Below are 26,282 nucleotides of genomic sequence, written 5' to 3' on the forward strand. Positions count from 1 at the left end.
GTCCCAGGCGGCAACGGGAAAGGGCCCGCACCCGGGCACGTTCGTACCCCGGGTGCGGGCCGCTCGTCAGCGCAGGGCGATGGTGACCGGGCCGCCCCGGGCGCTGAGGCCCTTCATCACGGACCACGGCACACGGAAGACGCGGCCGGGCGCGGCGGGCCAGGGCAGGGTCCGTTCCGAGACGACCCGCCCGTTCTGGCGGACGATTACGTGCGGGAACCGGATGGACCGGTCCGTCCACAGCAGCAGGCGCCCACGCGGGGGAGCCGGGTCACCTGGGCGCAGCAGCCCCGGTGACACCCAGCGCAGCGGCGCCTCGGCGAGGATGCGCAGGCCCGGGGCAGGCTCGCCGGCCCCGGTCAGCCATGCCTCGACCTGGTCCGCGACGTGCAGGCCGTCAATGGCTGCGACGTCGGCGGTGTCGACCGGGTGGAGGAGGTTGCCCGCGGCGAAGACGCCGGGCCGGCTGGTCCGCAGGGCGGTGTCGGTCAGCGGGCCGAGGGTTCCCGGGTCCAGGTCGAGTCCGCCGCTGCGGACGAGTTCGTGGTCGGGGATCCAGTCTCCGGTGAAGACCACGGTGTCGCAGGCGACGGTGCGCCGGGCGTGGGTGTCGAGATTCTCGATCTCGACGGCCTCGACCCGGCCCTTGCCGATGATGCGGGTGACCCGGCTGCGGTTGGCGACGGGAACGCGCAGCAGGGCGCGGCCGGCGACGTTGAAAGCTGCGTACGACTCCGTCCTGGGGTACTGGCTGACCATCAGCTCGGTGGCGCAGCCGGCTTCGCGGAGGGTGACGGCGGCGGACCAGCTGACCAGTTCCCCTCCGACGATGACGGCCCGGCTGCCGACCTCGCTGTGGTGGAGGTGGACGGCGTTCTGCAGCTGCCCGGTGGTGTAGACGCCCTGCGGCCGGTCGCCGGGGATGCGCCGGGCCGCGCGGGGCCGTTCGCGTGCGCCGGTGGCGAGCACGACGGCCTTGGCCTCCACACGCAGCCGCCCCTGCGGACCGGTGACCTCCACGGCACGGTCGCCCGCCCAGTGGGTGACCATGGTTTCGGTGCGGATGGTGGCCCCGGCCGAAGTGGCCTGTTCGACGAGGTGGCGTGCGTACTTCGGGCCGGTCATGACCCGGTGCAGGTCCCGCAGGCCGTATCCGGTGTGGTCGCTGTGGCGGGGGATGCCTCCGGCGTCCTTCTCCCGGTCGAGCACCAGGACCTCGCCGCGGATGCGGGGTGCGAGGGCGGCGGCAGCCGTGAGCCCGGCGGGGCCGCCCCCGATGATCAGGACGTCCGGTGTGAGTGTGGTGGTGGTCATCAGGAGTTCACCTCGGGCCGCGCCGGCGCGGCGGCCGCGCCGCCGCAACCGTTTTCGTTCAGGAGTCGGTTGACAGCCGCGCCGCAGAAGAAGCCCTGGCAGCGGCCGTTCATGGCCCGGGTGCGGCGGCGCAGGCCCTCCAGGTTGCGTGCGGGCAGGGGCGACTGGAAGGCGTCGCGGATCTCACCGGCGGTGACGCGCTCGCAGAAGCAGACGACCTTGCCGTACTCGGGATCGGCGGCGATGCGCTCGGCGTCCTGGTAGGGACGTACGGTCGCCTCGCCGATGTTGGCCATCTGCGGAGGGCCGGGCAGGTCGGTGCGTGCGGTGAGGACGAGTCCGGCCTCTTCGAGCACCTCGTGGACGTGCTCGGCGATGGCCATGCCGGAGGTCAACCCGGTCGAGCGGATGCCGCCGACGAGGAGGTACCGCTGCGAGGGGGTGGGCTCGATGAGATAGTCCCCGTGGTCGATGGCGGCCCGCAGCCCCGCGTAGGAAGCGGTCACCTCCTCGGCGAGCAGCCGGGGCATGAGGCGCTCGCCCTTGTCCAGCAGGAAGGCGAATCCGTCCTCGGACGTTCCGGTCGCGGTGCGGTCGGTGAGGTCCTCCGAGGTGGGCCCCAGCATGACGTTGCCGTAGATGGTGGGAGAGATGAGCACCCCCTTGCCCCGGGACGTGGGAACCGGCAGGACGATCTTGTCCACCAGTGGGCGAGCGAGCTTGTCGAAGACGAACAGTTCACCGCGGCGCGGGGTGACGGTGAACCGCTCGTGGCCGAAGAGCCGGTCGATGCGGTCGGCGCCGAGGCCCGCCGCGTTGACCACCCAACGGGCCTGTACGGAGCCGCCCGTGGTGGTCAGCGTGGTGGACCGGGTGTTCACCGACACCGCGGTGACGGCGTGGTTGAGCAGGACCTCGGCGCCGCGCTGCCTCGCGTCGGTGGCCAGGGCCAGGTTCGTGGTCCAGGTGCAGATGATCGACTCGTCGGGGACCGTGAGTCCGCCGAGCGCTCCCTCGCCGAGGGAAGGGATCAGCTCGTAGACCTCGTCGGCGCCGACGATCCGGCACCGGTCGTAACCGTTCTGCTCGGCCTTCTCCTTGAGGCCGGGCAGGACGGCCAGCTCCTCCGCGTTCCATGCGACGAGGATCGCGCCCGTGTGCTCGACCGGGATGCCGGTCGAGCGGGCGTACTCCGACAGCAGGTGATATCCGCGCTTGACGAGCCCGGACTCCAGCGTGCCCGGCTTCGCGTCGAATCCGGTGTGCAGGATCGCGGTGTTCGCCTTGCTGGTTCCGTCGCCGACGTCGTCGCGCGCCTCGACGAGCGCGACCGACAGCTGATGGCCGGACAGGTCGCGGGCGATCGCCGAGCCGACGATGCCTGCGCCGATGACGACGACGTCGTAGACAGGGTCCGGCTCGTGCGGTGTGGTGTCGGTCATCCGAGTTCTCCCTTGCGGGCGGTGGCCTCGGCGGCCGCCGCCCATGTACTGCGGTAGTGCGCGGCCCGGTCGGCCGACCAGACCGGTTCGTAGACGGTGACCGGGTTCCAGTCACCGACGGCTTCCGCCAGGTCCATGCCCGGGGTGAGGGCCAGCCTGGCCAGCGCGGCCGCGCCGAGCGGGGTGGCGTGCGAGGACGGGTAGATGTCGACAGGCACCTGGGCCAGATCGGCCTGGGCCTGCATCAGGGTGCGGCTGCGGGTCAGCCCGCCGTCCGCGCGCAGCCGGCTGAGCGGCGTGCCGAGGTCGGACTCGACCAGGCCGCACAGGGCGGCGACCTGGGCGGCGATGCCCTGCAACACGGCCAGGACCATGTGCTCCTTGCCGGTGGACAGGGTCATCCCGGTGAACGTGGCGGTCGCGTCGGGACGCCACCACGGTGCCGCGAGGCCCGCCAGGGCCGGTACGCACAGGGTGCCGTCGGACTCCTTCGCCGCCACCGTGTCCAGTTCGCTCGCGGACCCGATGAATCCCAGGTCCCGGATCCAGCGGACGGCCGACGCCGCCGTGTACACCTGGCCGTCCACGCAGTACGGCGTCTGCGCCGCGGTCCGCCAGGCCACCGAGGAGGTGAGCCCTGCCCGTGAACGCAGGGCGGTGTCACCGGTGTTGGCCAGCAGGAACGCTCCTGTGCCGTAGGTGCACTTCGCGGTTCCCCGCTCCAGGCAGCCCTCGGCGAGCAGTGCTGCCTGCTGATCGACGATCAGGCCGGCGACCGGCACCTCGCGTCCGAAGGCACCGGTCGTGCCGATGACCTCGTCGCAGCCCACGATCCGCGGCAGCTTCTCGGCGCCCAGACCGAAAAGATCCAGCAGCTCCGGGTCCCAGGAGACCTGGTCGATGTCCATCAGCAGCGACCGGCTCGCGGTCGAGGCATCGGTGACGTACTCGCCGGTCAGCTGGTGCAGCAGCCAGGTGTCGGTGGTCGTCACCACCCCTTCGGTGGTGACGTTCCGCCGCAGCCAGGCCATCTTCGGCGCGGAGAAGTACGAGTCGAGCACGAGCCCGCTGCGCCGGGCCACCCACGGGGCGTGCTCGGCCAGACCGGTGCAGATCGTTTCCGCCCTGCGGTCCTGCCAGACGATCGCCGGGGACAGCGGGGTGCCGGTGCGCGGGTCCCAGGCAAGTACGGTCTCGCCCTGGTTGGCCAGGGCCACCGCGTCGACGGACCGGCCCGAGGCGGCGACGGCGCGCCGTCCGGCGTTGAGGACCGAGTCGAGCAGTTCTTGCGGGTCCTGCTCGACGCCGCCGCCGCTGAGGTAGGCCGGCCGCAGCTCCTCCTCGGCGATGGCGATGGTCCCGCCCCGCTCGTCGACCACGATTGCCTTCGTGCCGGAGGTGCCCTGGTCGATGGCCAGAATGGTGCTCATCGGTTGCTTTCCTTGGCGGTCGCGCCCACCGCGCCCGGCGCAGCGGGGGCCGCGGTGACGTCGAGGGTCTCGTCGATGTTGATCATGTCCGGCATCGACATGCCGGACACGCCGCGCCGGACCAGGAGGTAGACGAGGTAGGCGGCCCCGAGGGCGAAGAGGACGAGGACGTAGAGCCAGGGGTCGCGGAACGACTGGTCACGGAAGATGAGGAGTTCGTATCCCAGCCACACGGAGGCGACCACGATGACCGGTATCTCCCAGCGCCCGAGGGAGAACCCCTGCGTGGGCGGCAGCGACTTCCGCTTGACGATGTACATGAGCACCGTGCCGGCGTAGATGATGGCGGGCAGCAGCGTGGCGGCGGAGAAGAGCGAGAACAGGGCGTCGGTCGAGACGGAGAAGCAGGCGAGGATCAGCTCCGCGACGACGAAGATGAACAGCGTGGCATTGAGCGGGGTGCCACGGGAGGGGTTGACCTTGCGCAGCGCCTGCCAGCCGGGGAAGCGCTCGTCGCGGGACATCGCCCACACCAGCCGGGTGCCGCTCATGGTGATGACCAGACCACAGGAGAAGATCGAGACCACGACCAGGACCAGGAGCGCCTTGCCGACCGTCGATCCGAGTACGGCGGTGATCACGGTGGCCACGGGGGTGGCGGACTGGGCGAGCTTCACGGGGTCGTCGATGAGCGCGGTGATCGCCACGAGGAACAGGAATCCGAGGACGCCGAGGGAGAGCACGGCCTGGGCCATGGCCTTGGGGATCACCCGGGCCGGGTCCTTGGTCTCCTCGGCGAGGTTGGCCGCGGACTCGAATCCGACGATGGTGAAGGCGCCCAGGAGGAACGCGAGGGCGAACGGCCCCGCTTCGGTGGCGGTGCCCAGGGCGTAGTAGCCGTCGGTCGTGGCCGGCGCGGCGCTGAACAGCGTGGAGAAGTCGAGCTTGCCCGTGAACGCTCCGACGACGAAGAGCAGCACGGTCAGCGAGATCATGCCGATGAGCTGCACGGTCACGGCGACCTTGTTGACCTTGTGCGTCAGTTGCGTCGAGGCGGCCACGAGAATCGCCTGGAGCAGGATGACCACGGCGGTGATCGCCCAGGCGTTCTGGGTCGTCCCCTGGTACTGGAGAAGTTCCGGCAGGATCGTCGCGGCGACGGTGTAGTCCACCGCGACCACTACGACTCCGAGGAAGGAGAACGAGATCCAGCCCATGACCCAGCCCCAGACCGGGTTCACCAGCCGGGACACCCACTGGTAGGCGTATCCGTTGATGGGGATGCGGGCGGCGAGAGCGCCGAAGACGAGCGCGACCGACAGCTGGCCGATGACGCTGATCGGCCAGGCGAAGATGCCGCGCGGGCCCGAGCTGTTCAGCACGGAGCCGTAGGTGGTGAAGATGCCCGTCGCGATCGAGACGAAGCCGAAGGCCATGGCGAAAGAGGCGTACCGGCTCAACTCCCGGCGCATCTCCTGCTTGTAGCCGGAGCCCGGCGCGGACGATGGGTCGTCACCTTGTACGACATCAGTGTTTGTCGTGACCATGGCGGTGCTGTCCTTTCAGAAACTGCCGCTCGCTACAGAAACTGCCGTTCGTTGCATGGGGCGGGTCTCACGCGGAGACGTCGCCGAGAAGAGATCGCCGCGGCGCTCAGGAGTGTCCGGCCGAGATCACCACTGCGCCCGACTGCTCGATGACCGAAGCCAGGGGCGGTTCGGGCGCCTGGTCGGTGATCAGACCGGTGCAGTCCTCGAATCCGCAGACGCGGTGCGGAGCCACCCGTCCGAGTTTGCTCCCGTCGGCCAGGACGTAGCTGAGCGCGCTGCGGGCGAGGATCGCGCGCTTGGTCGCGTTCTCCTCGAAGTGGAAGTCGGTCATCCCGGCGGAGCTGTCGACACCGCCGGAACCCAGAAATGCCATGTCGGCGTAGAGGCCGTTGAAGAAGTCCACCGTCAGAGGTCCGGAGCAGACCAGGTCGCCGCCCCGGATCCGTCCGCCGGGGATCAGTACGTCGACATGGGGGCGGGTGGACAGCTCGGCCGCGACCAGCAGGGACGGGGTCGCCACCGTCCCCCGGAAGTCCGGCGCCAGGGCGCAGGCGACCTGCAGAGCCGTCGTGCCGACGTCGATCACGACGGTCATGCCGGAGCGGACCAGGTCCGCCGCGGCTCGTCCGATCGCCGTCTTGGCCTGCTGCTGCGAGGCGGACCGCTCCGTGAAGGATGCCTCTTCGCCGCTCAGACCGCGGACGACGGACAGCGCTGCTGCACCGCCGCGCACCCGCATGAGATGCCCCTGCTTCTCCATCTGTGCCAGGTCCCGGCGCACGGTCTCGGCCGAGACGCCGAGCTGCTCGGCCAGACTCTCGGTGCTGATCGTGCCGCTGCGCTCCACGACGGTGGAGATTCGACGGTGACGTTCGGCTGGCAGCATCCCGGCAACCTCGCTGACTGGTTTCGTGGAAAAGTGACTGGAGATGCCTGAAAGTGTGGACGCGTGACTGAAAATCGTCAAGAGTTGGCGCGTAATTCACCTGTCTCACCGTGCTGTGACCCGATCGGCGGGCATGCGGCGCGGTTTCCCGACCCGGCCCCGGCCGTTGTGGCGGTCCTGGAGCCGGGGGTACCCCTGGGTCCTGGAGCCGGGGGTACCCCCCTACGGGACCGGGGAGACCCGGCCGTGCGGTGTCATACCGAAGAGGTAGGCGGAGTTGCTCCCCGGGAGTGACGATTTCGCGCCGCCGTCTTGGTCAGATGGAGAACAACCACTCCTGAGCAAAACGGTGAGAATGGCGGCACGGAGTGGACGAGTGCATCCGGACGGAAGCCGCCGACCACGGAGGTAGGGCACACATGGCACCGAACGACAGCGTAGAGACCAACGGCGGGACCAGGGGCGCCGCCGCCGGCCGCCGAAAGGCGGCGCGCTACATCGTCCCGGTCGCGGTGGCGGGGGTGGCGGCCGCGACGATCGGGCTCGTCCCGGCGCTCGCGAGCACCGGTGACCCCGATCTGCCGGAGATCACCGCACAGCAGCTCATCGAGAAGATCGCCGCTTCGGACACCCAGCAGCTCTCCGGCACGGTGAAGATCAGTGCGGACCTCGGTATCCCGTCGCTCGGCGGTCTGGCCGGCTCCTTCGCCCCGGGCGGCAGCCAAGGCGACACCGGCAGCGCCAAGGGCGATTCGACCGCCGACCCGCAGACGAAGATGACGGAGCTGGCGTCCGGCACGCACACCCTGCGCGTGGCCGCCGACGGCCCCGACAAGCAGCGGGTGTCGATCCTGGAGAACGCGGCGGAGTACAGCCTGATCCACAACGGTGATCAGGTCTGGGCGTACGACAGCAGGACCAACCAGGCCTACCACGCCACCGAGGACCGGAGCGGGAAGGAGGCCGGGCACTCGACCCCGGCTCCCGAGGGCGTGCCGACCACGCCGAAGGCGCTCGCCGAACAGGTCCTGAAGGCTGCGGGCCCCACCACATCGGTGACGGTCGACGGCACGGCGCAGGTCGCCGGACGTGACGCGTACAAACTGCTCATCAAGCCCAAGCAGAGCGGCTCCACGATCGGCTCGGTCACGGTCGCGGTCGACGCGAAGAGCGGTGTGCCGCTGAAGTTCACGCTGCTTCCGAGCAGCGGTGGCAAGGCCGCCGTCGACGCCGGCTTCACCAAGGTCGACTTCGCGAAGCCGGCTGCCTCCTCGTTCACCTTCACCCCGCCCAAGGGCGCCGAGGTGACCGAGGCCGACGACGCGAAGGCACAGCCGAAGACCGACGGGGCAGGGGGCCTGGGCATGTTCCCGGGCGCCGAGGGACTGGGCGCCGGGGACCAGGGCGCCAAGGACACGAAGGTCATCGGCGAGGGCTGGAACGCGATCGCCGAGATCAGGACCCCGGGCGGCACCGGACTCCCCACGAAGGCGTCGGATGACGTACCGGCCGAGGCGCAGCAGTTCCTGGACTCGCTGGGCGACAAGGTCTCCGGAAAGTTCGGTTCGGGCACGGTCTTCAAGACCCGCCTGGTCAACGCGCTGATGACGGACGACGGCAAGGTGTACGTCGGCGCGGTCACGCCGGACGCGCTGGTCAAGGCGGCTGACAACGCCGCTTGACGCCGGGGCGCGTCGCGCCTCCCGCCGCAGGCCACCCGCCCCGCCGTACCCTCCGTACGGCGGGGCGGTCCGCTGAGGCGCTGTCCGGCCCTGATCCGCCGGACAGGCCCTACCCGACTTATGGGGGAGTACGTATGACAGAGCCTGGGACCGTGACCGAGCCGAGGGCGGTGAGCGCCCCCGGGGCCGTGATCGAGACACGGGGCCTCACCAAGCGGTACCGCGGCGGCCAACTCGCTGTCGACGGCCTCGACCTCAGTGTCCCCGGTGGCAGTGTCTTCGGATTCCTCGGCCCCAACGGCTCGGGGAAGACCACGACCATCCGGATGCTGATGGGTCTGATCGACCCGACGTCCGGCACCGCGCAGGTCCTCGGCCACCCCATGCCGGGCGCGGCCCGCGCCGTACTCCCGCAGGTCGGAGCCCTGATCGAGGGGCCCGCCCTGTACGGCTTCCTGAGCGGCCGGGACAATCTGCTGCGCTACGACTCCGCCGACCCGACCGCCGATCCGCGCACCCGGCGGGACCGGGTCGGGCAGGCCCTGGACCGGGTCGGGCTCGCCGCGGCGGCCGGCAAGAAGGCCAAGGCGTACTCGCTCGGCATGAAGCAGCGCCTCGGTCTCGCCGCCGCCCTGCTCCAGCCGCGCCGCCTGCTCGTCCTGGACGAGCCGACGAACGGCCTGGACCCGCAGGGCATGCGCGAGATCCGTGCCCTGGTCAGAGAACTGGCGGCGGAGGGCACCACCGTCTTCCTCTCCTCCCACCTCCTCGACGAGATCGAGCAGGTCTGCACACACGCCGCGGTGATGGCCAGGGGCCGGCTGATCACCCAGGGCCCGGTCGCGGATCTGGCGGCCGGGGCGCGCGGCCGGCTGGCCGTCACCACCCCCGACCCGGGTGAAGCCGCCCGCGTCCTCAAGGAGTTGGGCGTCACCGGTATCACGGTCGACGGCGACCGGGTGAGCGCCGAGGCCCCGCCGGGCGACGTCGAACTCGCGGACCTCAGCGCGGCGCTGGTGCACGCCGGCGTGCGCCTGCGGTCCTTCGGCGTCGAACGGGCCTCGTTGGAGGACGCCTTTGTCGCACTCACCGGAGAGGGTTTCGATGTCGCAGGCTGAAGCCGGAATCGTAGGGGCGGGCACGGCGCGCAATCCGCTGTGGACCTTCGGAATCCTCCGCTCCGAACTGGCCACCACACTCCGCCGCTGGCGCACCCTCGCACTGCTCGGAGTGCTGGCCGCCGTTCCCGTGCTGATCGGGATCGCGGTGAAGATCGAGACGAATCACGGTTCCTCGCCCGGACCGGGCGGTGGCGGGGGAGGCCCGGCTTTCCTCTCCCAGGTCACCAACAACGGCCTGTTCCTGGTCTTCGCGGCCCTGGCCGTGACGCTCCCGGTCTTCCTCCCGATGGCCGTCGGGGTCGTCGCGGGCGACTCGATCGCGGGCGAGGCCAACGCCGGCACCCTGCGCTATCTGCTGGTCGCCCCCGCGGGCCGGACCCGGCTGCTGCTGACGAAGTACGCCTCCGTCCTCACGTTCTGTCTGGTCGCGACCCTGGTCGTGGCCCTCTCGGCGCTTGCCGTGGGCGCGCTGCTGTTCCCGGTGGGCGAGGTCACCACCATCTCGGGGACCCGGATCGGGTTCGGTGAAGGGCTGCTGCGGGCCGGACTGATCGCGGTGGTGGTCGCGGCGTCACTGATCGGATTCGCGGCGATCGGCCTGTTCATCTCGACCCTCACCAGCAGCGGGATCGCGGCCATGGCCGCCACTGTCGGGATGCTGATCACCGTGCAGATCGTGGACACGATCCCGCAGTTGAGCGGCATCCATCCGTATCTTTTCCCGCACTACTGGATGTCGTACGCGGACCTGCTGCGCGACCCCGTGTACTGGGACGAGGCGGTCAAGAACCTGGGACTGCAAGGCTTGTACGCGGTGGTGTTCGGCTCGGCGGCCTGGGCCCGCTTCACGGCGAAGGACATCACCGCCTGACGCGCGGCGCTTCGCACTCGTGCCGTCGGCCGGGCGAGCCGTCCCCCGATCGGCTCGTCGCGGCACGAACGGCACGAACGGTGCGAACAGCAGGAACGATACGACACGGCACGTTCCGTTTCCGCCTCAGTATTGTTCGACTTCTGGCGACGGACTGTCAACAAGGATTGGCTCAAATACACCTATGCTCACCGAATGATCACATCGCCGAGTTCACTGCGTCGCAGCGAGAGATCACGACGGGCGATCCTGGAGGCCGCCCTCGAACTGTGTACGGAGAAGGGGTACGGCCGGGTCACGGTCGAGGCCATCGCGGCCAGAGCGGGTGTCAGCAAGAAGACGATCTACCGCTGGTGGCCGTCGAAGAGCGCAGTGATACTGGAGGCGTTCACCGACGCACTGGTCGGCACGACGCCGTTCGTCGACACCGGCGACATCGCCGCCGACCTGCGGGCCAATGTGATGGGCGCGGTGAAGCTGCTCTCCACGCCGCCCTACGGCCCCGCGTACGCCGGGATTCTCTCCGAGGTCCACCATGACGACGCACTCGCGGAAACAGTCAGAACGAAGCTGATCGACCCCCGCTTCGAGGAGGCGGTCGACCGCCTGCGACGGGCCCAGGAACAAGGCCAGATCCCGCCGGACGCCGACCTCCCGCTGGCGGTGGAGATGCTGTACGGCCCGGTGTACTACCGCCATGTGCTGCGCAAGCCGGTGCAGGACGAGGAGACGATCGCGGCACTGGTCGCGCATGTGCTGCGGGCGCTCGGGGCGCCACCGGAGCCGTGAGATCCGGCCGGACGGCATGGCAATGTCGGACGGGCGTGCGAGCATGGGGGGCTCCCGGAGGGCGCGGGCCCGACCAGGGCGGGTTCCGGCTCTGCGAGGCCTGCTGCTCGGCGAGCCGGGCCCGCCGCTCAGCCGAACACCCGCTCAAGCACCTCGGCGACCCCGTCGCCCTCGTTCGACGACGTCACCTCGTCCGCCGCGGCCCGTAGGTCCGGATGGGCGTCGGCCATCGCGACGCCGTACCCGGCCGCGCGGAACATCGGCAGGTCGTTGGGCATGTCCCCGAAGGCGATCGCCGTGCCCGCGTCCACACCCAGGAACTCGGCGGCCAGCGCGAGCCCGCTTCCCTTGTCGACGCCGAACGGCTGCAATTCGACGGTGCCGGGGCCGGAGAGCGTGACGGAGGCGAGATCGCCGACCGCCGTACGGGCCGCCTCGGCCAGTGCGTCGTCGGTGAGCTCCGGGTGCCGGATGAGCACCTTGATGACAGGAGCGGACCACAACTCGTGGCGATGGCGGGTGCGTTGGGCGGGGAGTGTGGGATGGGGCATCAGATATCCCGGCTCGATCAGCGTCCGCCCCTCGGCACCGTCCTGGTCGACGGCCGCGTGGACCGGCCCCACCTGGGCCTCGATCTTGCCGAGTGCGGTGTCCGCGGCCTCCCGGTCCAGGGTGACCGCACGCACTATGCGACCGGACCCGGCGTCGTACAGCTGGGCCCCCTGCCCGCAGACCGCCGGCCCCCGGTAGCCCAGCCCGGCGAGCAGCCCCCGTATGCCGGGCACGGGCCGCCCGGTGACCACGAGATGCCGTGCTCCGGCCCGTGCGGCCAGGGCGAGCGCGGCGCGGGTGCGGGGGCTCACGCTGTCGTCGCGGCGCAGCAGGGTGCCGTCCAGGTCCGTGGCGACGAGGGCATATGCGGGTGGGATCGGCATGGATCAAGCCTAAGGTCGGCCCGGTGCGCACACGTCCGCGTTGACAGGCGACGGCCGACTGCGTGTAATGAAAACGGTGTCGCGTGACGCCGGCCAAAGAGCAGTGGGCCGGCCGGTGATCGGGCGAACACCCTTCATCCAAGGGGTCCGTGATGAGTTCATACTCCGCGCCCTGTACGTGACGTAGCGCAGAAGCCGCACGTCATCATCTGCCGTTCGCGCGTCCCGGCACCGTCATGTGCGCCGTCCAGACGCCAAGTCCTGTGACCGCGCACCGTAGTTGCCGGCAGGCCGTGTCCGGCGGCCGGCCGTGCGGTGGCTCCGTCCCGTGCGCTGCACGATCAGCCGTTCCCGCAGTCACTGCGGGCTTCATCCGCATCTTCCGGAGACACAGAACCGTATGCCCACATCCTTCAATCAATCAGTCATCGAGGAGTTCCGCGCCAATGGAGGGAAGGTCGGTGGCCCCTTCGAGGGCGGCGATCTGCTCCTGCTGACGACCACCGGCGCGAGGTCGGGGAAGGAGACCACCACTCCTCTCGGCTATGTCCGTCACGGCGATTCGCTGCTGATCGTCGGCTCCAACCTCGGCTCCCCGAACCACCCCGACTGGTACCACAACCTGCTCGCCCACCCCGTGGTACGGGTGGAGGCCGGCACCCGTAGCTTCCAGGCCCTCGCGGTTCCCGCCGAGGGGGCGCGGCGCGAGGAACTGTTCGCGCACGCAGTGGAAGCGGCGCCCGGATACGGCGACTACCAGGCCGGGACCACCCGGTCCCTGCCGGTCGTGGTGCTGGAGCGCGCCGAACCCGACGGCTGGGAGAGCCCCCGCGAGGTCAACAGCCTTGCCGACAAGGTCATGGAGGTCCACAGCTGGCTGCGGGGCCAGTTGCGCCAGGTGAAGACGGAGGCCGATGCCCACTTCATCGCACGGGCGGCCCACCGGGGCCCCGGTGAAGCGCCGGCCCCGAGCCTGGGGCTCCAGATCAGGCAGCGCTGCCTGGCGTTCTGCCAGGCCCTGGAGTTCCACCACACCAGCGAGGACGCGCACCTGTTCCCCAAAATCGCCCACTACCACCCGCACTTGACCGACACCTTCGCCCGGCTCGCCGACGAACACCGCACGGTCGCGCGCATCCAGGGCGAGTTGGCGGCCCTGCTGGCGGGCATCGGGATCACTGACCCCGAGCGCTTCCGCGCCGAGCTGGCCCGGATGTCGACGGAGCTGAACGCGCACCTCGACCACGAGGAGGAGCAGATCCTTCCCTTGCTGGCCGATGTCCCATGGCCTCCGGTTCCTCCGGCTCCTGGCGAGTAGGCATCAAGGATCCCCCACGCCCTCCGTGCCGACGTGATGATCTCCGGGTTCGTGTCGGGCGGCGGGCGGCGGGCGGTGGGCGGCGGTCGGCCGCGGGACCCACGCCGCACAGCCGCCCGCCGCGCCCGGCCTCCCGCGCCCGGCGCAGGAGCGAACCCGGCGCCCGGCAGCAAGCGGTGTCGGGCTTTCTACGTGGCGCCGTGGACGTGGGTGCTGGGGAAGTGTTGCCTCGGGTACTCCTCGATGGCGTAGACGCGGTGCGTGGCGATCGTGCGATAGGTGCGGCGGACGTCGGCCGTCGCACCGGAGCGCAGGGATTCGACGCCGGACGGGTGGACCTGCTCCACGCTGTCGTCCGCGTGCGTGGTGGGCGAGGTTCCGCAGATGAGGAAGGACAGCGTTGACAGGGCCGCGGTGGCGGTGCGCAGGAGCACGCGGGAGTACCCGGACGTGCGCGTGAATCGGCTCATGACATGTCAGAAGAATATAAACATGTGGTAGTTCTGGGATTGCCTGCCGTGACGCGCTCAAAGCCGCCTGAATGCCGTACCGCTCAGGTGGTTCAGGTAGTCCATGACAGCCCGGCCGTCGTCGGCCGGCGCGATCAGCCCCACGTGGTTGTCCGGGCGGACCAGGACGAGGGTGTCGGCGCCCGTTTCGATGCCGTACGCCGAGCGGGCGTGGCCTGCGTCGTCGGTCAGGCCGTGCCGTGCTTCGGCGTCCACCCCGTACGCCCGCACCGCGTCGCCGTACGTCGTTTCCGTCGCCCGCAGCGCGTCCGCCGTGGCCGGGCCGAAGCCCAGCAGGGTGAAGTGCGGTCCGGCGAACGCCTCGAACAGCCGGGTCGGTGCGCCCGTCCCGGCGTTGCGGCAGGGGGCGTCCGGGGCGCGGTCGCCCGCTCGCAGGCGAGCGGTGGAGCCTGCGGGGGAGAGGGAGCTCCAGCGGTAGCCCAGGCCGAGGCCCGTGGTCTCCCTGGTGAACACCGAGTCCAGGCCGCCGCCCGGCTGCCGGATCGCATCGAGCGTGACCCGCAGCCGCTCGGAGCTGATGTCCAGCGCCCAGGAGGCCACGGGCAGCCGCTCCTCCTCGTAGGTGTCCAGCAGACCGGGATCAGCCTGGCCGGTGACGACCCGGGCGAGCTTCCAGCCCAGGTTGAACGCGTCCTGGATCCCGGTGTTCATGCCGAGTCCGCCCGCGATGGAGTGCACATGCGCGGCGTCCCCGGCCAGCAGTACGCGGCCCACCCGGTAGCGGTCGGCCATGCGCTCGTTGACCCGGTACGTGGACAGCAGGGTGGCCTGCGTCAGGCGGGTGCCCGGCAGCCCGGTGTGCTTGGCGAAGAGCCGCCGGAAGCTCTCCAGCGAGGGCGGTACGGGGGCTCCCGCCCGGTCCCGCTCCGGCCCCGCCTGGAACCACCAGCCCGACCGCGTACCCGGGATCGGGCACAGCATCACGGCGCCGTCGTCGTCGAACCACTGGTGCCAGTAGCCGCGGTCGGGGCCGTCCGCCGCCACGTCCCCGCAGACCATCATCTGCTCCTCGGTCGTCTTCCCCTCGAATGTGACGCCGAGCATCCCCCGCACCGGGCTGTGGCCGCCGTCGCAGCCCACCACGTACCGCGCCCCGATGCTCCGGCCGTCTGCGAGCCCGACGGTCACCGAGTCGGAGCCCACCGTCAACCGCTCGGCTTCCGCGCCGAGTTCGACGTGTACGCCGTACTCCGCCAGGCGGTCCCGCAGGATCTCCTCCAGCCGCCACTGGGCGATCAGCCACCCCCGGTCGTACGGGGCGTCCGGCGTCGGGCGCGATGCCCCGAACGGGTCGGCGTCGGCGATCGGCAGCCCGTTCCGGTACTTGCGCATGGGCAGTGGCGCCGAGCCCGCGGCCAGGACCCTGTCCACGACGCCGAGGTCCTCCAGGACCTCCAGGGAGCGGGGGTTGGGGCCCTTGGCCCGTGAACTGCGAGGAAAGTCCGGGGACTTGTCGATGATCCGCACGTCGATGGAGCGCCGGGCCAGATCGCAGGCCAGGGTCAGGCCGGTCGGACCCGAGCCGACGATCAGTACGGGGGTGGTGGGCGCGGAGGTGGACATGGAGGCTCCTCGGTTGCGTTCCGTGGACCCCCAGGGAAGCGCAACCGAGTTAAAAAAGCAACTCAGTAACTAAATTTGTGGTCACTTCGCTGGGGTTGCGGCGGAGGAGGGCGAAGCGGAATCCCCGGCCGTCGGTGTCTGCTGCGCCGCCAGCTGCACCGCACGAGTCTGCGCCTGCGCCCTCGTCCGCCGCGCCGTCCGGAACGCGTCCCACGTCAGCAGGGTGAGTGCCAGCCACACCAGGGCGAACCCGGCCCACCGCTCCGGCGGCATCTCCTCGTGGAAGTACAGGATGCCGAGGATGAACTGGAAGACCGGCGCCAGATACTGCAGCAGACCCAGCGTGGAGAGCGGTACGCGGATGGCCGCTGCCCCGAAAAGGACGAGCGGCGCGGCCGTGACGACACCCGTCGCGGCCAGCAGTGCCGAATGACCGAGGCCCTCGGAGGCGAACGTCGCATCGCCCTGCGCGCCCAGCCACAGCAGATAGCCGAGTGCGGGCACGAACAGCACGGCGGTCTCGGCGGCGAGCGACTCCAGGCCGCCCATGTTGACCTTCTTCTTCACCAGGCCGTAAGTCGCGAAGGAGAACGCCAGGGTCAACGAGATCCACGGCGGCCGTCCGTAACCGATCGCCAGCACGAGCACCGCCGCGACACCGGTGCCGACCGCCACCCACTGCACGGGGCGCAGCCGTTCACCGAGGAGCAGAACGCCCATGGCGATGGTGACCAGCGGATTGATGAAGTAGCCGAGCGAGGCCTCGACGACATGGCCGTTGTTCACGGACCAGATGTACAGACCCCAGTTGACCGTGATCACGGCCGCGGCGATCGATATCAGGCCGAGCTTCTTCGGCTGTCGTATCAGCTCACCGATCCAGGACCAGCGGCGCAGCACCAGCAGTGCGATGCCGACGACCCCGAGGGACCAGACCATGCGGTGGGCGAGGATCTCGATCGCGTCGGCGGGCTTCAGCAGCGGCCAGAACAGCGGGACGATGCCCCACAGGCCGTAGGCGCCGATACCGGACAGCAGTCCGGCCCGTTGTTCATTTGTTCCCTTCACGGGCCCTCCCAGCATGTCTGTGCCAACTGCTCCGCCGACTGCATGACGGTAGCGCCGGGAGGGCCCCATGTCATAGCCGTATCGGCATACGGTCATGACATGGGGCCCGTGGGGTGCGGGGGAGCGGAGTTGCGCCGCATCCGCCGTCCCGGTGACGGGCGGAGTTACGCGGCGGCCACCGCCGCGGTCACCGTCTCGGCGAGCGGCGTCGTCGGCCGGCCGATCAGCCGGGCCAGGTCACCGCTCGTACCGGCGAGCAGTCCGCGCTCGATCGCGGCGTCGACGTCGACGAGGATTGCCGCGAAACCCTCGGGCAGGCCGGCGCCGACCAGGATCTCCTGGTGCACGGCGGCCGGGACGTTCTTGTACACGATCTCCTTGCCGGTGGCCTTGGCGACCTCCGCCGCGTACTCCGCGAACGACCAGGCGACATTCCCGCTCAGCTCGTAGACCGCGCCGATGTGACCCTCGCCGGTCAGCACGGCGGCTGCCGCCGCGGCGTAGTCGGCGCGGGTGGCGGAGGCGACCCGTCCGTCGCCCGCGTTGGCGACGACGGCACCGTGCTCCAGGACGGGGGCGAGGTTGGCGGTGTAGTTCTCGGTGTACCAACCGTTGCGCAGGAAGGTGTGCGGCAGCCCGGAGTCGAGGATCAGCTGCTCGGTGACCTTGTGCTCGTCGGCCAGCTTGAAGTCGGCGTCGGGGCCGCCCAGCACACCGGTGTACGCGAGCTGCGCGACGCCCGCCGCCTTGGCCGCGTCGATGACGGCGGTGTGCTGCGGTACGCGCTTGCCGACCTCGCTGCCGGAGATGAGCAGGACCCGGTCGCCGGCCCGGAAGACGTCCTTGAGGGACTCGGGGCGGTCGTAGTCGGCGACGCGGAGCTCGACGCCGCGGGCGGCGAGCGGGGCAGCCTTCTCCTCGTTGCGGACGACGGCGGCGATCTCGTTCGCGGGCACGGCGGTGAGCAGCTGGTCGACGACGAGACGGCCGAGTTCTCCGGTGGCTCCGGTGACAACGATGCTCATGGGGGGTTTCTCCTCTTTGGTGGCACTGGTCCTTGTTCGGGCTCGCAGACTCACTGTATGGAATGCACTAACCAATCGAAAGTACCCACTTTGAAGTAAGGTACTGGTATGAGCGTGAGTGGCCTGAGCAGGAAGCCCGATGTGAACCGGCAGATGTGCCCCTCCCGACTGGTGCTCGAACATGTCACCAGCCGCTGGGGCGTCCTGGTCCTCGCCGCCCTGCTGGAGCGCTCGTACCGCTTCAGCGAACTGCGCCGCGAGGTCGGTGGCGTCAGCGAGAAGATGCTGGCCCAGACCCTCCAGACGCTGGAGCGTGACGGCTTCGTGCACCGGGACGCGAAACCGGTGATCCCGCCGCGGGTGGACTATTCGCTCACCGGGCTGGGCCGGGAGGCCGCCGAGCAGGTGTGGGCGCTGGCCCGCTGGACGGAGCGGCGCCTGGACGCCGTGCACGCGGCGCGCGAGGTGTACGACGCCGGGAAGAAGGAGCAGGCTCAGTCCGGCTGAGGCGCGCGCCCCTCCTCCAGCGTGCGCAGCGCCCGCGAGACGTCGAACGGCAGGATCGTCACCGCCACGTGTGGCAGCTGCGCCAGCGTCTTGGCCATCTGTTCACCCGTGCCCCGGTGCAGAAGCTTCCCGAGCGCGTTGCTGTACGTCCGCCGGGGCACCAGCACCGTCAGCCAGGTCTCGCCGTCCTCCGTGGTGCGGGACGCGAGCTCCTTCATCGCATGGCGCAGCCGCCGGTCCGGGCACTCCACCAGCTCCAGGGACACGGACGTGGCGGCCGTCGCCTCCCACCGGGCGGCCAGCCGTCTGCCGTACGCCTCGTCGATCGCGAAGTGCACCGCCCGGATCTCGTCCGGGCGCAGCTCATGGGCGTAGCGCAGGGCCTTCAGCGTCGCCAGGTCGAGCGTCTCGACGAGGACGAACACCAGATGGCGGCGGAACCGCGGCCGGTCCGCGCCCGGAGCCTGGATGGTCTCCAGCGCGGCCGCTTCGTGCCGGTACTCGCGGTTGATCCGCATCAGCGCCCACACCCCGAGCGGGAAGATCACCACGACCAGCCAGGCACCCTCGGTGAACTTGGTCACGGCGAAGATCAGCACCACGGCGGCGGAGATGACCGCGGCGGTCCCATTGACCGCGATCTTGAGCCTGCGGTACGTCTCGCGGCGCCGCAGGTGGTAGGCGGTGAGGCCGGCCCCGGCCATGGTGAAGGCGGTGAACACGCCGATCGCGTACAGCGCCACCAGCTTGTCCACGCTGGCGCCGGTCACCAGCAGCAGCGCCAGAGAGACGACGGCCAGCGAGATGATGCCGTTGGAGAACGCCAGCCGGTGCCCGCGCCGGGTCAGCACCCGCGGCAGGAACCGGTCTTTGGCGACGAAACTCGCGAGGTACGGAAAGCCGGTGAACGGGGTGTTGGCGCCGGTGTAGAGGACCAGCGCGGTCGCCAGCTGCACGAAGACCAGCCCGGCCGTACCGAGCGGCCCGCCGCCGAACGCGAGATGGGCCTCCTGCGCGATGACGGTGGGTGTGCCGTCGGTGTACGGGACTGCATGGGTGAAGTGCGCCAGCGTGGAGACACCGAGCACGAGGATGCCGAGCACCGTGCTCATGACGATGAGGGTGCGGCGGGCATTGCGGCCCTGGGGTTCGCGGAACGCGGAGATGCCGTTGGAGATCGCTTCGAGCCCGGTGAGGGACGACCCGCCGTTGGCGAACGAGCGCAGCACGATGAAGAGCGAGGCGCCGTAGAGCCAGCCGTTGCCCGGAGTGCCGAGCGGCACGACCCCGGCGGCGTGCAGATCGGCGCGCGGCAGCTCGCCCGTGAGCCCGCGCAGCGCGGCGACGAGAAGGACGAGGCCGACGGCGGCCATGAAGAGATAGGCGGGCAGTGCGAAGGCCCGGCCCGCCTCGCGGACCCCGCGCAGATTCCCGTACGCGAGCAGCACGATGACGGCTACGGAGACCGGGAGCTGGAGATGGTCCAGGCCGGTGAAGTTGTTGCCGGCCAGATGGGCGAGCGAGATCAGGGCGTTGGTGCCGGCCGAGACCTGGACGGCGACGGTGACGATGTAGTCGACGAGCAGCGCCACGGCGGCGATCTGCGCGATGTTGGGCCCGAAGTTCTCCCGGGCGACGACGTACGACCCGCCCGCCCTGGTGTAGATCATCACGACATCGCTGTAGCAGAGCGTGAGGAGCAGCAGTACGAGCAGGATCGCCCCGGTCACCGGCATGAGCAGGGTGAACGCGGCGGCGCCGACGACGGGTACGAGGACCCGGAGCATCTCCTCGGAGCCGTACGCGGACGAACTGATGCAGTCGGAGGCGAGCACCCCGAGCGCCGTCCGGTTGTTCAGCTTCTCCTCGCTGATGCGCTCGGTGGTGAGCGCTCTGCCGAGCAGACGCCGCTTGATGCGGTACGCGGGGCGGTCCGGGGTCATGGCCACATGGTGCGCGGTGGCCGGTCGCACCCCTGGCCGCAATCGCCGGACGGGCCGAAATTCAGCCCGTCCGGCGATGGGAAGTAGCCCCGAGGGGGTGCCGTCGGCCGATGTAGCCCAGGGGTGTCCGCTAGCCGACGACCGTCCAGTTGTCGTTGCCCGCGAACAGTGCGGCCAGGTCGCCCTTGCCGTCCGACTCGACGGCGGTCTCGAGCTGTTCGGCCATCTGCGTGTCGTAGACCGGCCGCTCCACGCTGCGCAGTACCCCGATGGGGGTCTGGTGCAGGGTGTCGGGATCGGCGAGCCGGGACAGCGCGAAGGCCGTGGTGGGGCTGGCGTCGTGGGCGTCGTGGACGAGGATCTGCGACCGGTTCTCCTCGGTGACCGCGACGACCTTGAGGTCACCCGTGGCCGGGTCGCGCACGACACCCTTGTCGTTTTCCGCGCCGAAGAGGATCGGCTGCCCGTGCTCCAGCCGGATGACCGCGTTCTGCGCCTGATCCTTGTCCTTGAGGACCTCGAAGGCGCCATCGTTGAAGATGTTGCAGTTCTGGTAGATCTCCACCAGCGCCGTGCCCGGGTGGTCGGCCGCCGCGCGCAGCACGCTCGTGAGGTGCTTGCGGTCGGAGTCGATCGTACGGGCGACGAAGGACGCCTCCGCGCCGATGGCCAGGGACAACGGGTTGAAGGGGGCGTCGAGCGAGCCCATCGGCGTCGACTTGGTGATCTTGCCGACCTCGGATGTGGGGGAGTACTGCCCCTTGGTGAGTCCGTAGATCCGGTTGTTGAAGAGCAAGATCTTCAGGTTCACATTGCGGCGCAGCGCGTGGATGAGGTGGTTGCCGCCGATGGACAGCGCGTCACCGTCGCCCGTGACGACCCAGACGGACAGGTCGCGGCGGGAGGACGCGAGACCGGTGGCGATGGCCGGGGCGCGGCCGTGGATCGAGTGCATCCCGTAGGTGTTCATGTAGTACGGGAAGCGGGAGCTGCAGCCGATGCCGGAGACGAAGACGACGTTCTCCTTCGCCAGTCCGAGCTCGGGCATGAAGCCCTGCACGGCGGCGAGGACCGCGTAGTCACCGCAACCGGGGCACCAGCGCACTTCCTGGTCGGACTTGAAGTCCTTCATGGACTGCTTGGCCTCGGCCTTGGGCACCAGCTGCAGGAGTTCATTGGTGTCAGGCATCGATGGCCTCCTTGAGAGCCGTCGCAAGCTGCTCGGCCTTGAACGGCATACCGTTGACCTGGTTGTAACTGCGCGCGTCCACCAGGTACTTGGCCCGGATGAGCGTGGCCAGCTGGCCGAGGTTCATCTCCGGTACCACCACCTTCTCGTAACGCTTCAGCACCTCGCCGAGATTCCTCGGGAAGGGGTTGAGGTTGCGCAGATGGGCCTGGGCGATGGGCTGTCCCGCGGCCCGCAGCCGGCGGACGGCGGCGGTGATGGGGCCGTAGGTGGAACCCCAGCCGAGGACGAGTGTCCGCGCCTCGCCCGGATCGTCGACTTCGAGGTCGGGGACCTCGATGCCGTCGACCTTGGCCTGACGGGTGCGGACCATGAAGTCGTGGTTCGCGGGGTCGTAGGAGATGTTGCCGCTGCCGTCCTGTTTCTCGATGCCGCCGATGCGGTGTTCGAGACCGGGGGTGCCGGGGACGGCCCACGGGCGGGCCAGGGTCTGCGGGTCGCGTTTGTACGGCCAGAAGACCTCGGTGCCGTCGGCCAGCTCATGGTTCGTACCGGTGGCGAACTGGACGCGCAGGTCGGGGAGTTCGTCGATCTCGGGGATCTTCCACGGCTCGGAGCCGTTGGCGAGATAGCCGTCCGAGAGCAGGAACACCGGGGTGCGGTACGTCAGCGCGATCCGGGCGGCGTCGAGCGCGGCGTCGAAGCAGTCCGCCGGGGTCTTCGGGGCCACGATCGGGACCGGGGCCTCGCCGTTGCGCCCGTACATCGCCTGGAGCAGGTCGGCCTGCTCGGTCTTGGTGGGCAGACCGGTGGACGGGCCGCCGCGCTGGATGTCGATGACGAGCAGTGGTAGTTCGAGTGAGACGGCGAGCCCGATGGTCTCCGACTTCAGAGCCACTCCGGGCCCGGACGTCGTCGTCACCGCAAGCGATCCGCCGAACGCTGCGCCCAGTGCGGCACCGATGCCCGCGATCTCGTCCTCGGCCTGGAAGGTGCGTACACCGAAGTTCTTGTGCTTGCTGAGCTCGTGCAGGATGTCGGAGGCCGGGGTGATCGGGTACGAGCCCAGATAGAGCGGCAGATCCGCCTGCCGGCCCGCGGCGATCAGCCCGTAGGACAGCGCCAGGTTCCCGGAGATGTTGCGGTACGTACCCGGCGGGAAGGTCTGTGAGGCGGGTGCCACCTCGTAGCTGACCGCGAAGTCCTCCGTCGTCTCCCCGAAGTTCCACCCGGCGCGGAACGCGGTGACGTTCGCCTCGGCGATCTGCGGCTTCTTCGCGAACTTGGCGCGAAGGAATGCCTCGGTTCCCTCGGTCGGCCGGTGGTACATCCAGGAGAGCAGCCCGAGCGCGAACATGTTCTTCGAGCGCTCGGCCTCCTTGCGGGAGAGCCCGAACTCCTTCAGCGCCTCGATCGTGAGGGTGGTCAGCGGCACCGGGTGGACGTTGTACGCCTCCAGGGAGCCGTCCTCCAGGGGACTGGTCTCGTAGCCGACCTTCGCCATCGGGCGCTTGGTGAACTCATCGGTGTTGACGATGATTTCGGCGCCGCGCGGCACATCGCCGATGTTGGCCTTGAGTGCGGCCGGATTCATCGCGACCAGGACGTTCGGCGCGTCGCCCGGCGTCAGGATGTCGTGGTCGGCGAAATGCAGCTGGAACGACGAAACCCCCGGCAGGGTACCTGCGGGGGCGCGGATCTCGGCGGGGAAGTTCGGCAGCGTGGAGAGATCGTTCCCGAAGGACGCGGTTTCCGCGGTGAACCGGTCACCGGTGAGCTGCATACCGTCTCCGGAGTCACCCGCGAAGCGGATGATCACCCGGTCCAGACGACGGATCTCCTTCTCGCCGGCGCCCGTGTGATCGGGACTGGGGGCACGCTGTCCCCCGACGAGCGCCTCGCTGGCCTCATCGGCCTGTTCGGCTGGGCTACTGACCTGGCTGGTCACTGAACTGGACCTCCCTCGGGGCGGCGGCTCGGGACCGGCCGGCCCGCCGGCGGTCCCAAGGCCCACCCTACGTCGGTAAGGGTCGCCTTCCCTGGACCGATCATATGGTGGACGTTGTTTTGAGACGCGATTTGATACCGGTTTGTCATATTTCGCAAGCCCCTCAGCCGTTCGGTGAAGACGCTGTGCACTCATTCTTTGGTTCTAGGACCCCGATCGGCCCTTGTCCGGGCGCGGGTCACCGCGGCGGCCGCATCCGGCCCCCGCGGTGACCTTCATCAGGTATCTGACAGGGTGTCAGCTCGTCAGGAGTTCAGGTAGGTCAGCACCGCCAGCACCCGGCGGTGATCCCCGTCACTGGGGGACAGGCCCAGCTTCAGGAAGATATTGCTGACGTGCTTCTCCACGGCCCCGTCGCTCACCACCAGCTGCCTGGCCACCGCGGAGTTCGTCCGGCCCTCCGCCATCAGGCTGAGCACCTCGCGCTCGCGCGGCGTCAGCCCGGCCAGGACGTCCTGCTTACGGCTTCGCCCCAGCAGCTGCGCCACGACTTCCGGGTCCAGTGCCGTCCCGCCCTGCGCCACCCGGACCACCGCGTCCACGAACTCCCGGACCTCGGCGACCCGGTCCTTCAGCAGATACCCCACACCCCGGCTGGATCCGGCCAGCAGCTCGGTCGCGTACTGCTCCTCGACGTACTGCGAAAGGACCAGTACCCCGATCCCGGGATAGTCCTTGCGCAGCCGCACCGCCGCCCGCACGCCCTCGTCGGTGTGGGTGGGCGGCATCCGCACATCGGCGACCACCACATCGGGCAGCGCATCCTGTCCGGCGAGGTCGCGCACCGTCTTGATCAGCGCCTCGGCGTCCCCCACCCCGGCGACGACGTCGTGCCCGAGATCGGTCAGCAACCGGGTGAGCCCTTCCCGAAGCAGTACCGAATCCTCGGCGATGACTACTCGCACCCTGTCCTCCACCATGACGCTGTATCCCCCACTGCTCGCTGGTCCCGCCTGTATGACGTCCAGCATCCCAGTATCGGCAGTGCCGTGTCCCCGGCCGCCGGACCGGCTTGATTTCAAGCCGGTCCGGCGGCCGGGGACGAGGGGGAGCAGTGGGGGTGGGCGGTCCTGTTCACGGCTCCGTGCGTGTGTGCGGGTGTGTTCAGCCGCGCCACGGCAGCTCGGCCGTGATCCGCGTCGGGCCGCCCTGCGGGGAATCCACGACGAGTACGCCGTCCACCGCGTCCAGCCGCTCGGTCAACCCGGCCAGCCCGCTGCCCGAGGACACATCTGCGCCGCCGCGCCCGTTGTCCGTGACCTGGAGCATCAGCCGGTCCGCCGTCCGCCACACATCGACCGATGCGCGGGTCGCGCGTGCATGCTTGCTCACGTTCTGCAACAGCTCGGAGACCGTGAAGTAGGCGATTCCCTCGATGGCCTGGGCGGGCCTGGACGCGAGGTCCACCTCGACCGTCACGGGGACGGTGCAGCGGGAGGCGATGGCGGAGAGTGCGGCGTCGAGGCCTCGGTCGGTGAGGACGGCGGGGTGGATGCCGCGGGCGAGGTCGCGGAGTTCCTGGAGGGCGACCTTGACCTCTCCGTGGGCCTCGTCGACCATGCGGGCGGCGGCCTCGGGGTCGTCGGTCAGCTTCTCCTTCGCCAGACCCAGATCCATGGCGAGGGCGACGAGCCGGGCCTGTGCCCCGTCGTGCAGGTCGCGTTCGATGCGGCGCAGGTCGGCGGCGGCCGTGTCGACGACCACCCCGCGGTCCGACTCCAGCTCGGAGACGCGCGTCGCCAGCCGGGACGGCCCGAGCAGCCCCGACACCATCACCCGGTCCACGCCCGCCAGCCCACGGATGATCCACGGTGTGACGAGGACGAGTACCAGGCCGCACACGCTGGTCGCGGTCAGCTCGAAGGGGGAGTCGAGATAGACGCGGTGGCCGTCGTCGCCGTACAGCTGGATGCCGCCGGTCCCCACGGACGCCGGGAAGACCCACTGCCACAGCGGGTAGGTGAGGGCGGCCCACCCCCACGACCAGAACGTCAGCGAAACAGTGAAGGCGAAGATCGCCCACGGGAGGTGCAGCAGCGCGTAGAGCAGATGCCGCCAGGACACCCCGCTCTTGAGGACCGCGCCCACCCAGGACAGCAGGCCGCCGGTCCTGCCGCGCACCGGCGCCGGGTCCGCCACGTCCAGCTTCAGCAGCCCGCGCGCCCGGGCCCGCTCCATCGCGCCGAATCCGCGGCACATGGCCAGCGCGCCGGCCAGGATCGGAACCCCGAGGAAGGTGATCAGCATGCCGATGCCCAGCGTCGTCAGGGTGATCGAGAGGCTGAACAGGACCACGCTGATCGGCAGACTCAGCAGCAGATAGCCGAACTCGCGCCAGGTCCTGCCCTCGAAAGGCGCGCGCAGCGCGGCCGGGAAGAAGTGCTTCACCGGGGGGTGGTCCCCGAAACCGGCTCCGGACCGCTGGTGGTCCCGAGTGTCCGGTCCGTATGCCGTGGCCATGGGTGCAGTCCGTTTCTTCTCATGGAGCCGGTTTCTCCGGTGGTTTCGGGGTTCCGGCCGGTACATCAAGGTTGCTGGGTCGCGTGTCGGCGCACCATGAGGGCGGTATCCCTCTTCGGCCGGGGGTTTTCCCCACCCTGCTCAGGGGGCTCAGGGGGCTGGGCCCGGGCGTGCCGGCCTTCCGGGGTCGCTGGGCCTCTAGGGCCGCCTGGCCGCCCCTGTGCGGTTCGGCTCCCTCTCCCGGTCCCGCCAGGGCAGCTCGGCGGTGACCGTCGTAGGACCGCCGACCGGCGAGTCTAGGACGAACAGCCCATCGACGGCGCCCAGCCGTTCGGCCAGCCCGGCCATGCCCGTACCGCCGTCCATCCGGGCCCCGCCCTCCCCGTCGTCGGTGACCTGGATCAGCAGCCGGTCCGCCGACCGCCACACCTCGACGGACGCCGAACGTGCCGAGCTGTGTTTGCTCACGTTCTGCAACAGCTCCGAGACCGTGAAGTAGGCGATTCCCTCGATCGCCTCCGCGGGACGCGCCGGCAGATCCACCCCCACCGTCACGGGGACGGTGCAGCGGGAGGCGATGGCGGAGAGTGCGGCGTCGAGGCCTCGGTCGGTGAGGACGGCGGGGTGGATGCCGCGGGCGAGGTCGCGGAG

General features: G+C 70.0%; 22 protein-coding genes. 6 read left to right on the plus strand and 16 right to left on the minus strand.

Annotation, left to right across the window (positions count from 1 at the left end; genetic code table 11):
- Positions 1-66: 66 nt before the first annotated feature.
- The 5 genes from IEZ15_RS06400 to IEZ15_RS06420 form a co-directional block, all read right to left on the minus strand.
- The gene (locus IEZ15_RS06400) at positions 67-1,314 is read right to left on the minus strand and encodes an NAD(P)/FAD-dependent oxidoreductase (RefSeq protein ID WP_114249238.1); all 1,248 of its coding nucleotides are present in this window, start codon (positions 1,312-1,314) and stop codon (positions 67-69) included.
- Positions 1,314-2,756, minus strand: coding sequence for an NAD(P)/FAD-dependent oxidoreductase (locus tag IEZ15_RS06405; protein ID WP_189274935.1), 1,443 nt, complete (start codon positions 2,754-2,756; stop codon positions 1,314-1,316). The genes IEZ15_RS06400 and IEZ15_RS06405 overlap by 1 nt, the downstream gene beginning before the upstream one ends.
- A complete protein-coding gene (locus IEZ15_RS06410; protein ID WP_189274937.1) occupies positions 2,753-4,186 on the minus strand; it encodes an FGGY family carbohydrate kinase in 1,434 nt (477 codons plus the stop codon). Before IEZ15_RS06410 ends, IEZ15_RS06405 begins: the two co-directional genes overlap by 4 nt.
- A complete protein-coding gene (locus tag IEZ15_RS06415) occupies positions 4,183-5,733 on the minus strand; it encodes an APC family permease (protein WP_189274939.1) in 1,551 nt (516 codons plus the stop codon). The genes IEZ15_RS06410 and IEZ15_RS06415 overlap by 4 nt, the downstream gene beginning before the upstream one ends.
- A 106-nt stretch (positions 5,734-5,839) precedes the next feature.
- Positions 5,840-6,622 carry a DeoR/GlpR family DNA-binding transcription regulator gene (locus IEZ15_RS06420; protein WP_189274941.1) on the minus strand — a complete coding sequence of 261 codons (783 nt, stop codon included), beginning with the start codon at positions 6,620-6,622 and terminating at the stop codon, positions 5,840-5,842.
- A gap of 419 nt (positions 6,623-7,041) precedes the next feature.
- On the opposite strand from IEZ15_RS06420, the gene IEZ15_RS06425 reads away from it, so the two are divergent.
- The 4 genes from IEZ15_RS06425 (at position 7,042) to IEZ15_RS06440 (ending at position 11,085) form a co-directional block, all read left to right on the plus strand.
- Positions 7,042-8,304, plus strand: a complete 1,263-nt coding sequence (locus IEZ15_RS06425; protein ID WP_189274943.1) for a LolA family protein — start codon at positions 7,042-7,044, stop codon at positions 8,302-8,304.
- A 134-nt stretch (positions 8,305-8,438) separates the two neighbouring features.
- Positions 8,439-9,422, plus strand: coding sequence for an ABC transporter ATP-binding protein (locus IEZ15_RS06430; protein WP_189274945.1), 984 nt, complete (start codon positions 8,439-8,441; stop codon positions 9,420-9,422).
- Positions 9,409-10,296, plus strand: a complete 888-nt coding sequence (locus IEZ15_RS06435) for an ABC transporter permease (protein WP_189274947.1) — start codon at positions 9,409-9,411, stop codon at positions 10,294-10,296. The genes IEZ15_RS06430 and IEZ15_RS06435 overlap by 14 nt, the downstream gene beginning before the upstream one ends.
- 195 nt (positions 10,297-10,491) lie before the next feature.
- Complete coding sequence (locus tag IEZ15_RS06440; RefSeq protein WP_114246050.1) at positions 10,492-11,085, plus strand: TetR/AcrR family transcriptional regulator; 594 nt, start codon at positions 10,492-10,494, stop codon at positions 11,083-11,085.
- Between the two features lie 128 nt (positions 11,086-11,213).
- On the opposite strand, the gene IEZ15_RS06445 is transcribed toward IEZ15_RS06440, so the two are convergent.
- A complete protein-coding gene (locus IEZ15_RS06445; RefSeq protein ID WP_189274949.1) occupies positions 11,214-12,020 on the minus strand; it encodes an HAD family hydrolase in 807 nt (268 codons plus the stop codon).
- A 400-nt stretch (positions 12,021-12,420) separates the two neighbouring features.
- On the opposite strand from IEZ15_RS06445, the gene IEZ15_RS06450 reads away from it, so the two are divergent.
- On the plus strand, positions 12,421-13,338 hold the full coding sequence (locus tag IEZ15_RS06450) for a nitroreductase/quinone reductase family protein (RefSeq protein ID WP_189274951.1): 918 nt from the start codon (positions 12,421-12,423) through the stop codon (positions 13,336-13,338).
- A 188-nt stretch (positions 13,339-13,526) separates the two neighbouring features.
- On the opposite strand, the gene IEZ15_RS06455 is transcribed toward IEZ15_RS06450, so the two are convergent.
- From IEZ15_RS06455 to IEZ15_RS06470, 4 genes are all read right to left on the minus strand, one after another.
- Positions 13,527-13,808: a sortase family protein gene (locus IEZ15_RS06455; protein WP_157987153.1), complete on the minus strand. Its 282-nt coding sequence runs from the start codon at positions 13,806-13,808 to the stop codon at positions 13,527-13,529.
- A gap of 57 nt (positions 13,809-13,865) precedes the next feature.
- Complete coding sequence (locus tag IEZ15_RS06460) at positions 13,866-15,431, minus strand: FAD-dependent monooxygenase (RefSeq protein WP_189274953.1); 1,566 nt, start codon at positions 15,429-15,431, stop codon at positions 13,866-13,868.
- Between the two features lie 81 nt (positions 15,432-15,512).
- Positions 15,513-16,499, minus strand: coding sequence for an EamA family transporter RarD (rarD, locus tag IEZ15_RS06465; RefSeq protein ID WP_189274955.1), 987 nt, complete (start codon positions 16,497-16,499; stop codon positions 15,513-15,515).
- Between the two features lie 164 nt (positions 16,500-16,663).
- The gene (locus IEZ15_RS06470) at positions 16,664-17,524 is read right to left on the minus strand and encodes an SDR family oxidoreductase (RefSeq protein ID WP_189274957.1); all 861 of its coding nucleotides are present in this window, start codon (positions 17,522-17,524) and stop codon (positions 16,664-16,666) included.
- 108 nt (positions 17,525-17,632) lie between these two features.
- Here IEZ15_RS06470 and IEZ15_RS06475 point away from each other — a divergent pair, with 108 nt between their 5' ends.
- On the plus strand, positions 17,633-18,031 hold the full coding sequence (locus IEZ15_RS06475) for a winged helix-turn-helix transcriptional regulator (RefSeq protein WP_189274959.1): 399 nt from the start codon (positions 17,633-17,635) through the stop codon (positions 18,029-18,031).
- On the opposite strand, the gene IEZ15_RS06480 is transcribed toward IEZ15_RS06475, so the two are convergent.
- The 6 genes from IEZ15_RS06480 to IEZ15_RS06505 all read right to left on the minus strand — a co-directional run.
- Entirely contained in the window at positions 18,019-19,974 is a 1,956-nt protein-coding gene (locus IEZ15_RS06480; protein WP_189274961.1) for an APC family permease, read from the minus strand. The genes IEZ15_RS06475 and IEZ15_RS06480 overlap by 13 nt on opposite strands.
- 130 nt (positions 19,975-20,104) lie before the next feature.
- The gene (locus tag IEZ15_RS06485; RefSeq protein WP_189274963.1) at positions 20,105-21,163 is read right to left on the minus strand and encodes a 2-oxoacid:ferredoxin oxidoreductase subunit beta; all 1,059 of its coding nucleotides are present in this window, start codon (positions 21,161-21,163) and stop codon (positions 20,105-20,107) included.
- Positions 21,156-23,111 carry a 2-oxoacid:acceptor oxidoreductase subunit alpha gene (locus tag IEZ15_RS06490; protein WP_114246058.1) on the minus strand — a complete coding sequence of 652 codons (1,956 nt, stop codon included), beginning with the start codon at positions 23,109-23,111 and terminating at the stop codon, positions 21,156-21,158. The genes IEZ15_RS06485 and IEZ15_RS06490 overlap by 8 nt, the downstream gene beginning before the upstream one ends.
- A gap of 305 nt (positions 23,112-23,416) precedes the next feature.
- Positions 23,417-24,091: a LuxR C-terminal-related transcriptional regulator gene (locus IEZ15_RS06495; protein ID WP_308427387.1), complete on the minus strand. Its 675-nt coding sequence runs from the start codon at positions 24,089-24,091 to the stop codon at positions 23,417-23,419.
- Positions 24,092-24,275: 184 nt separating this feature from the next.
- Positions 24,276-25,631, minus strand: a complete 1,356-nt coding sequence (locus IEZ15_RS06500; RefSeq protein WP_189274965.1) for a sensor histidine kinase — start codon at positions 25,629-25,631, stop codon at positions 24,276-24,278.
- Between the two features lie 198 nt (positions 25,632-25,829).
- Positions 25,830-26,282, minus strand: a 453-nt coding sequence (locus tag IEZ15_RS06505) for a sensor histidine kinase (RefSeq protein ID WP_373302511.1), incomplete at its 5' end; no start/stop codon positions are given.

This window comes from Streptomyces atratus, assembly GCF_014648655.1.
Classification (GTDB): domain Bacteria; phylum Actinomycetota; class Actinomycetes; order Streptomycetales; family Streptomycetaceae; genus Streptomyces; species Streptomyces atratus.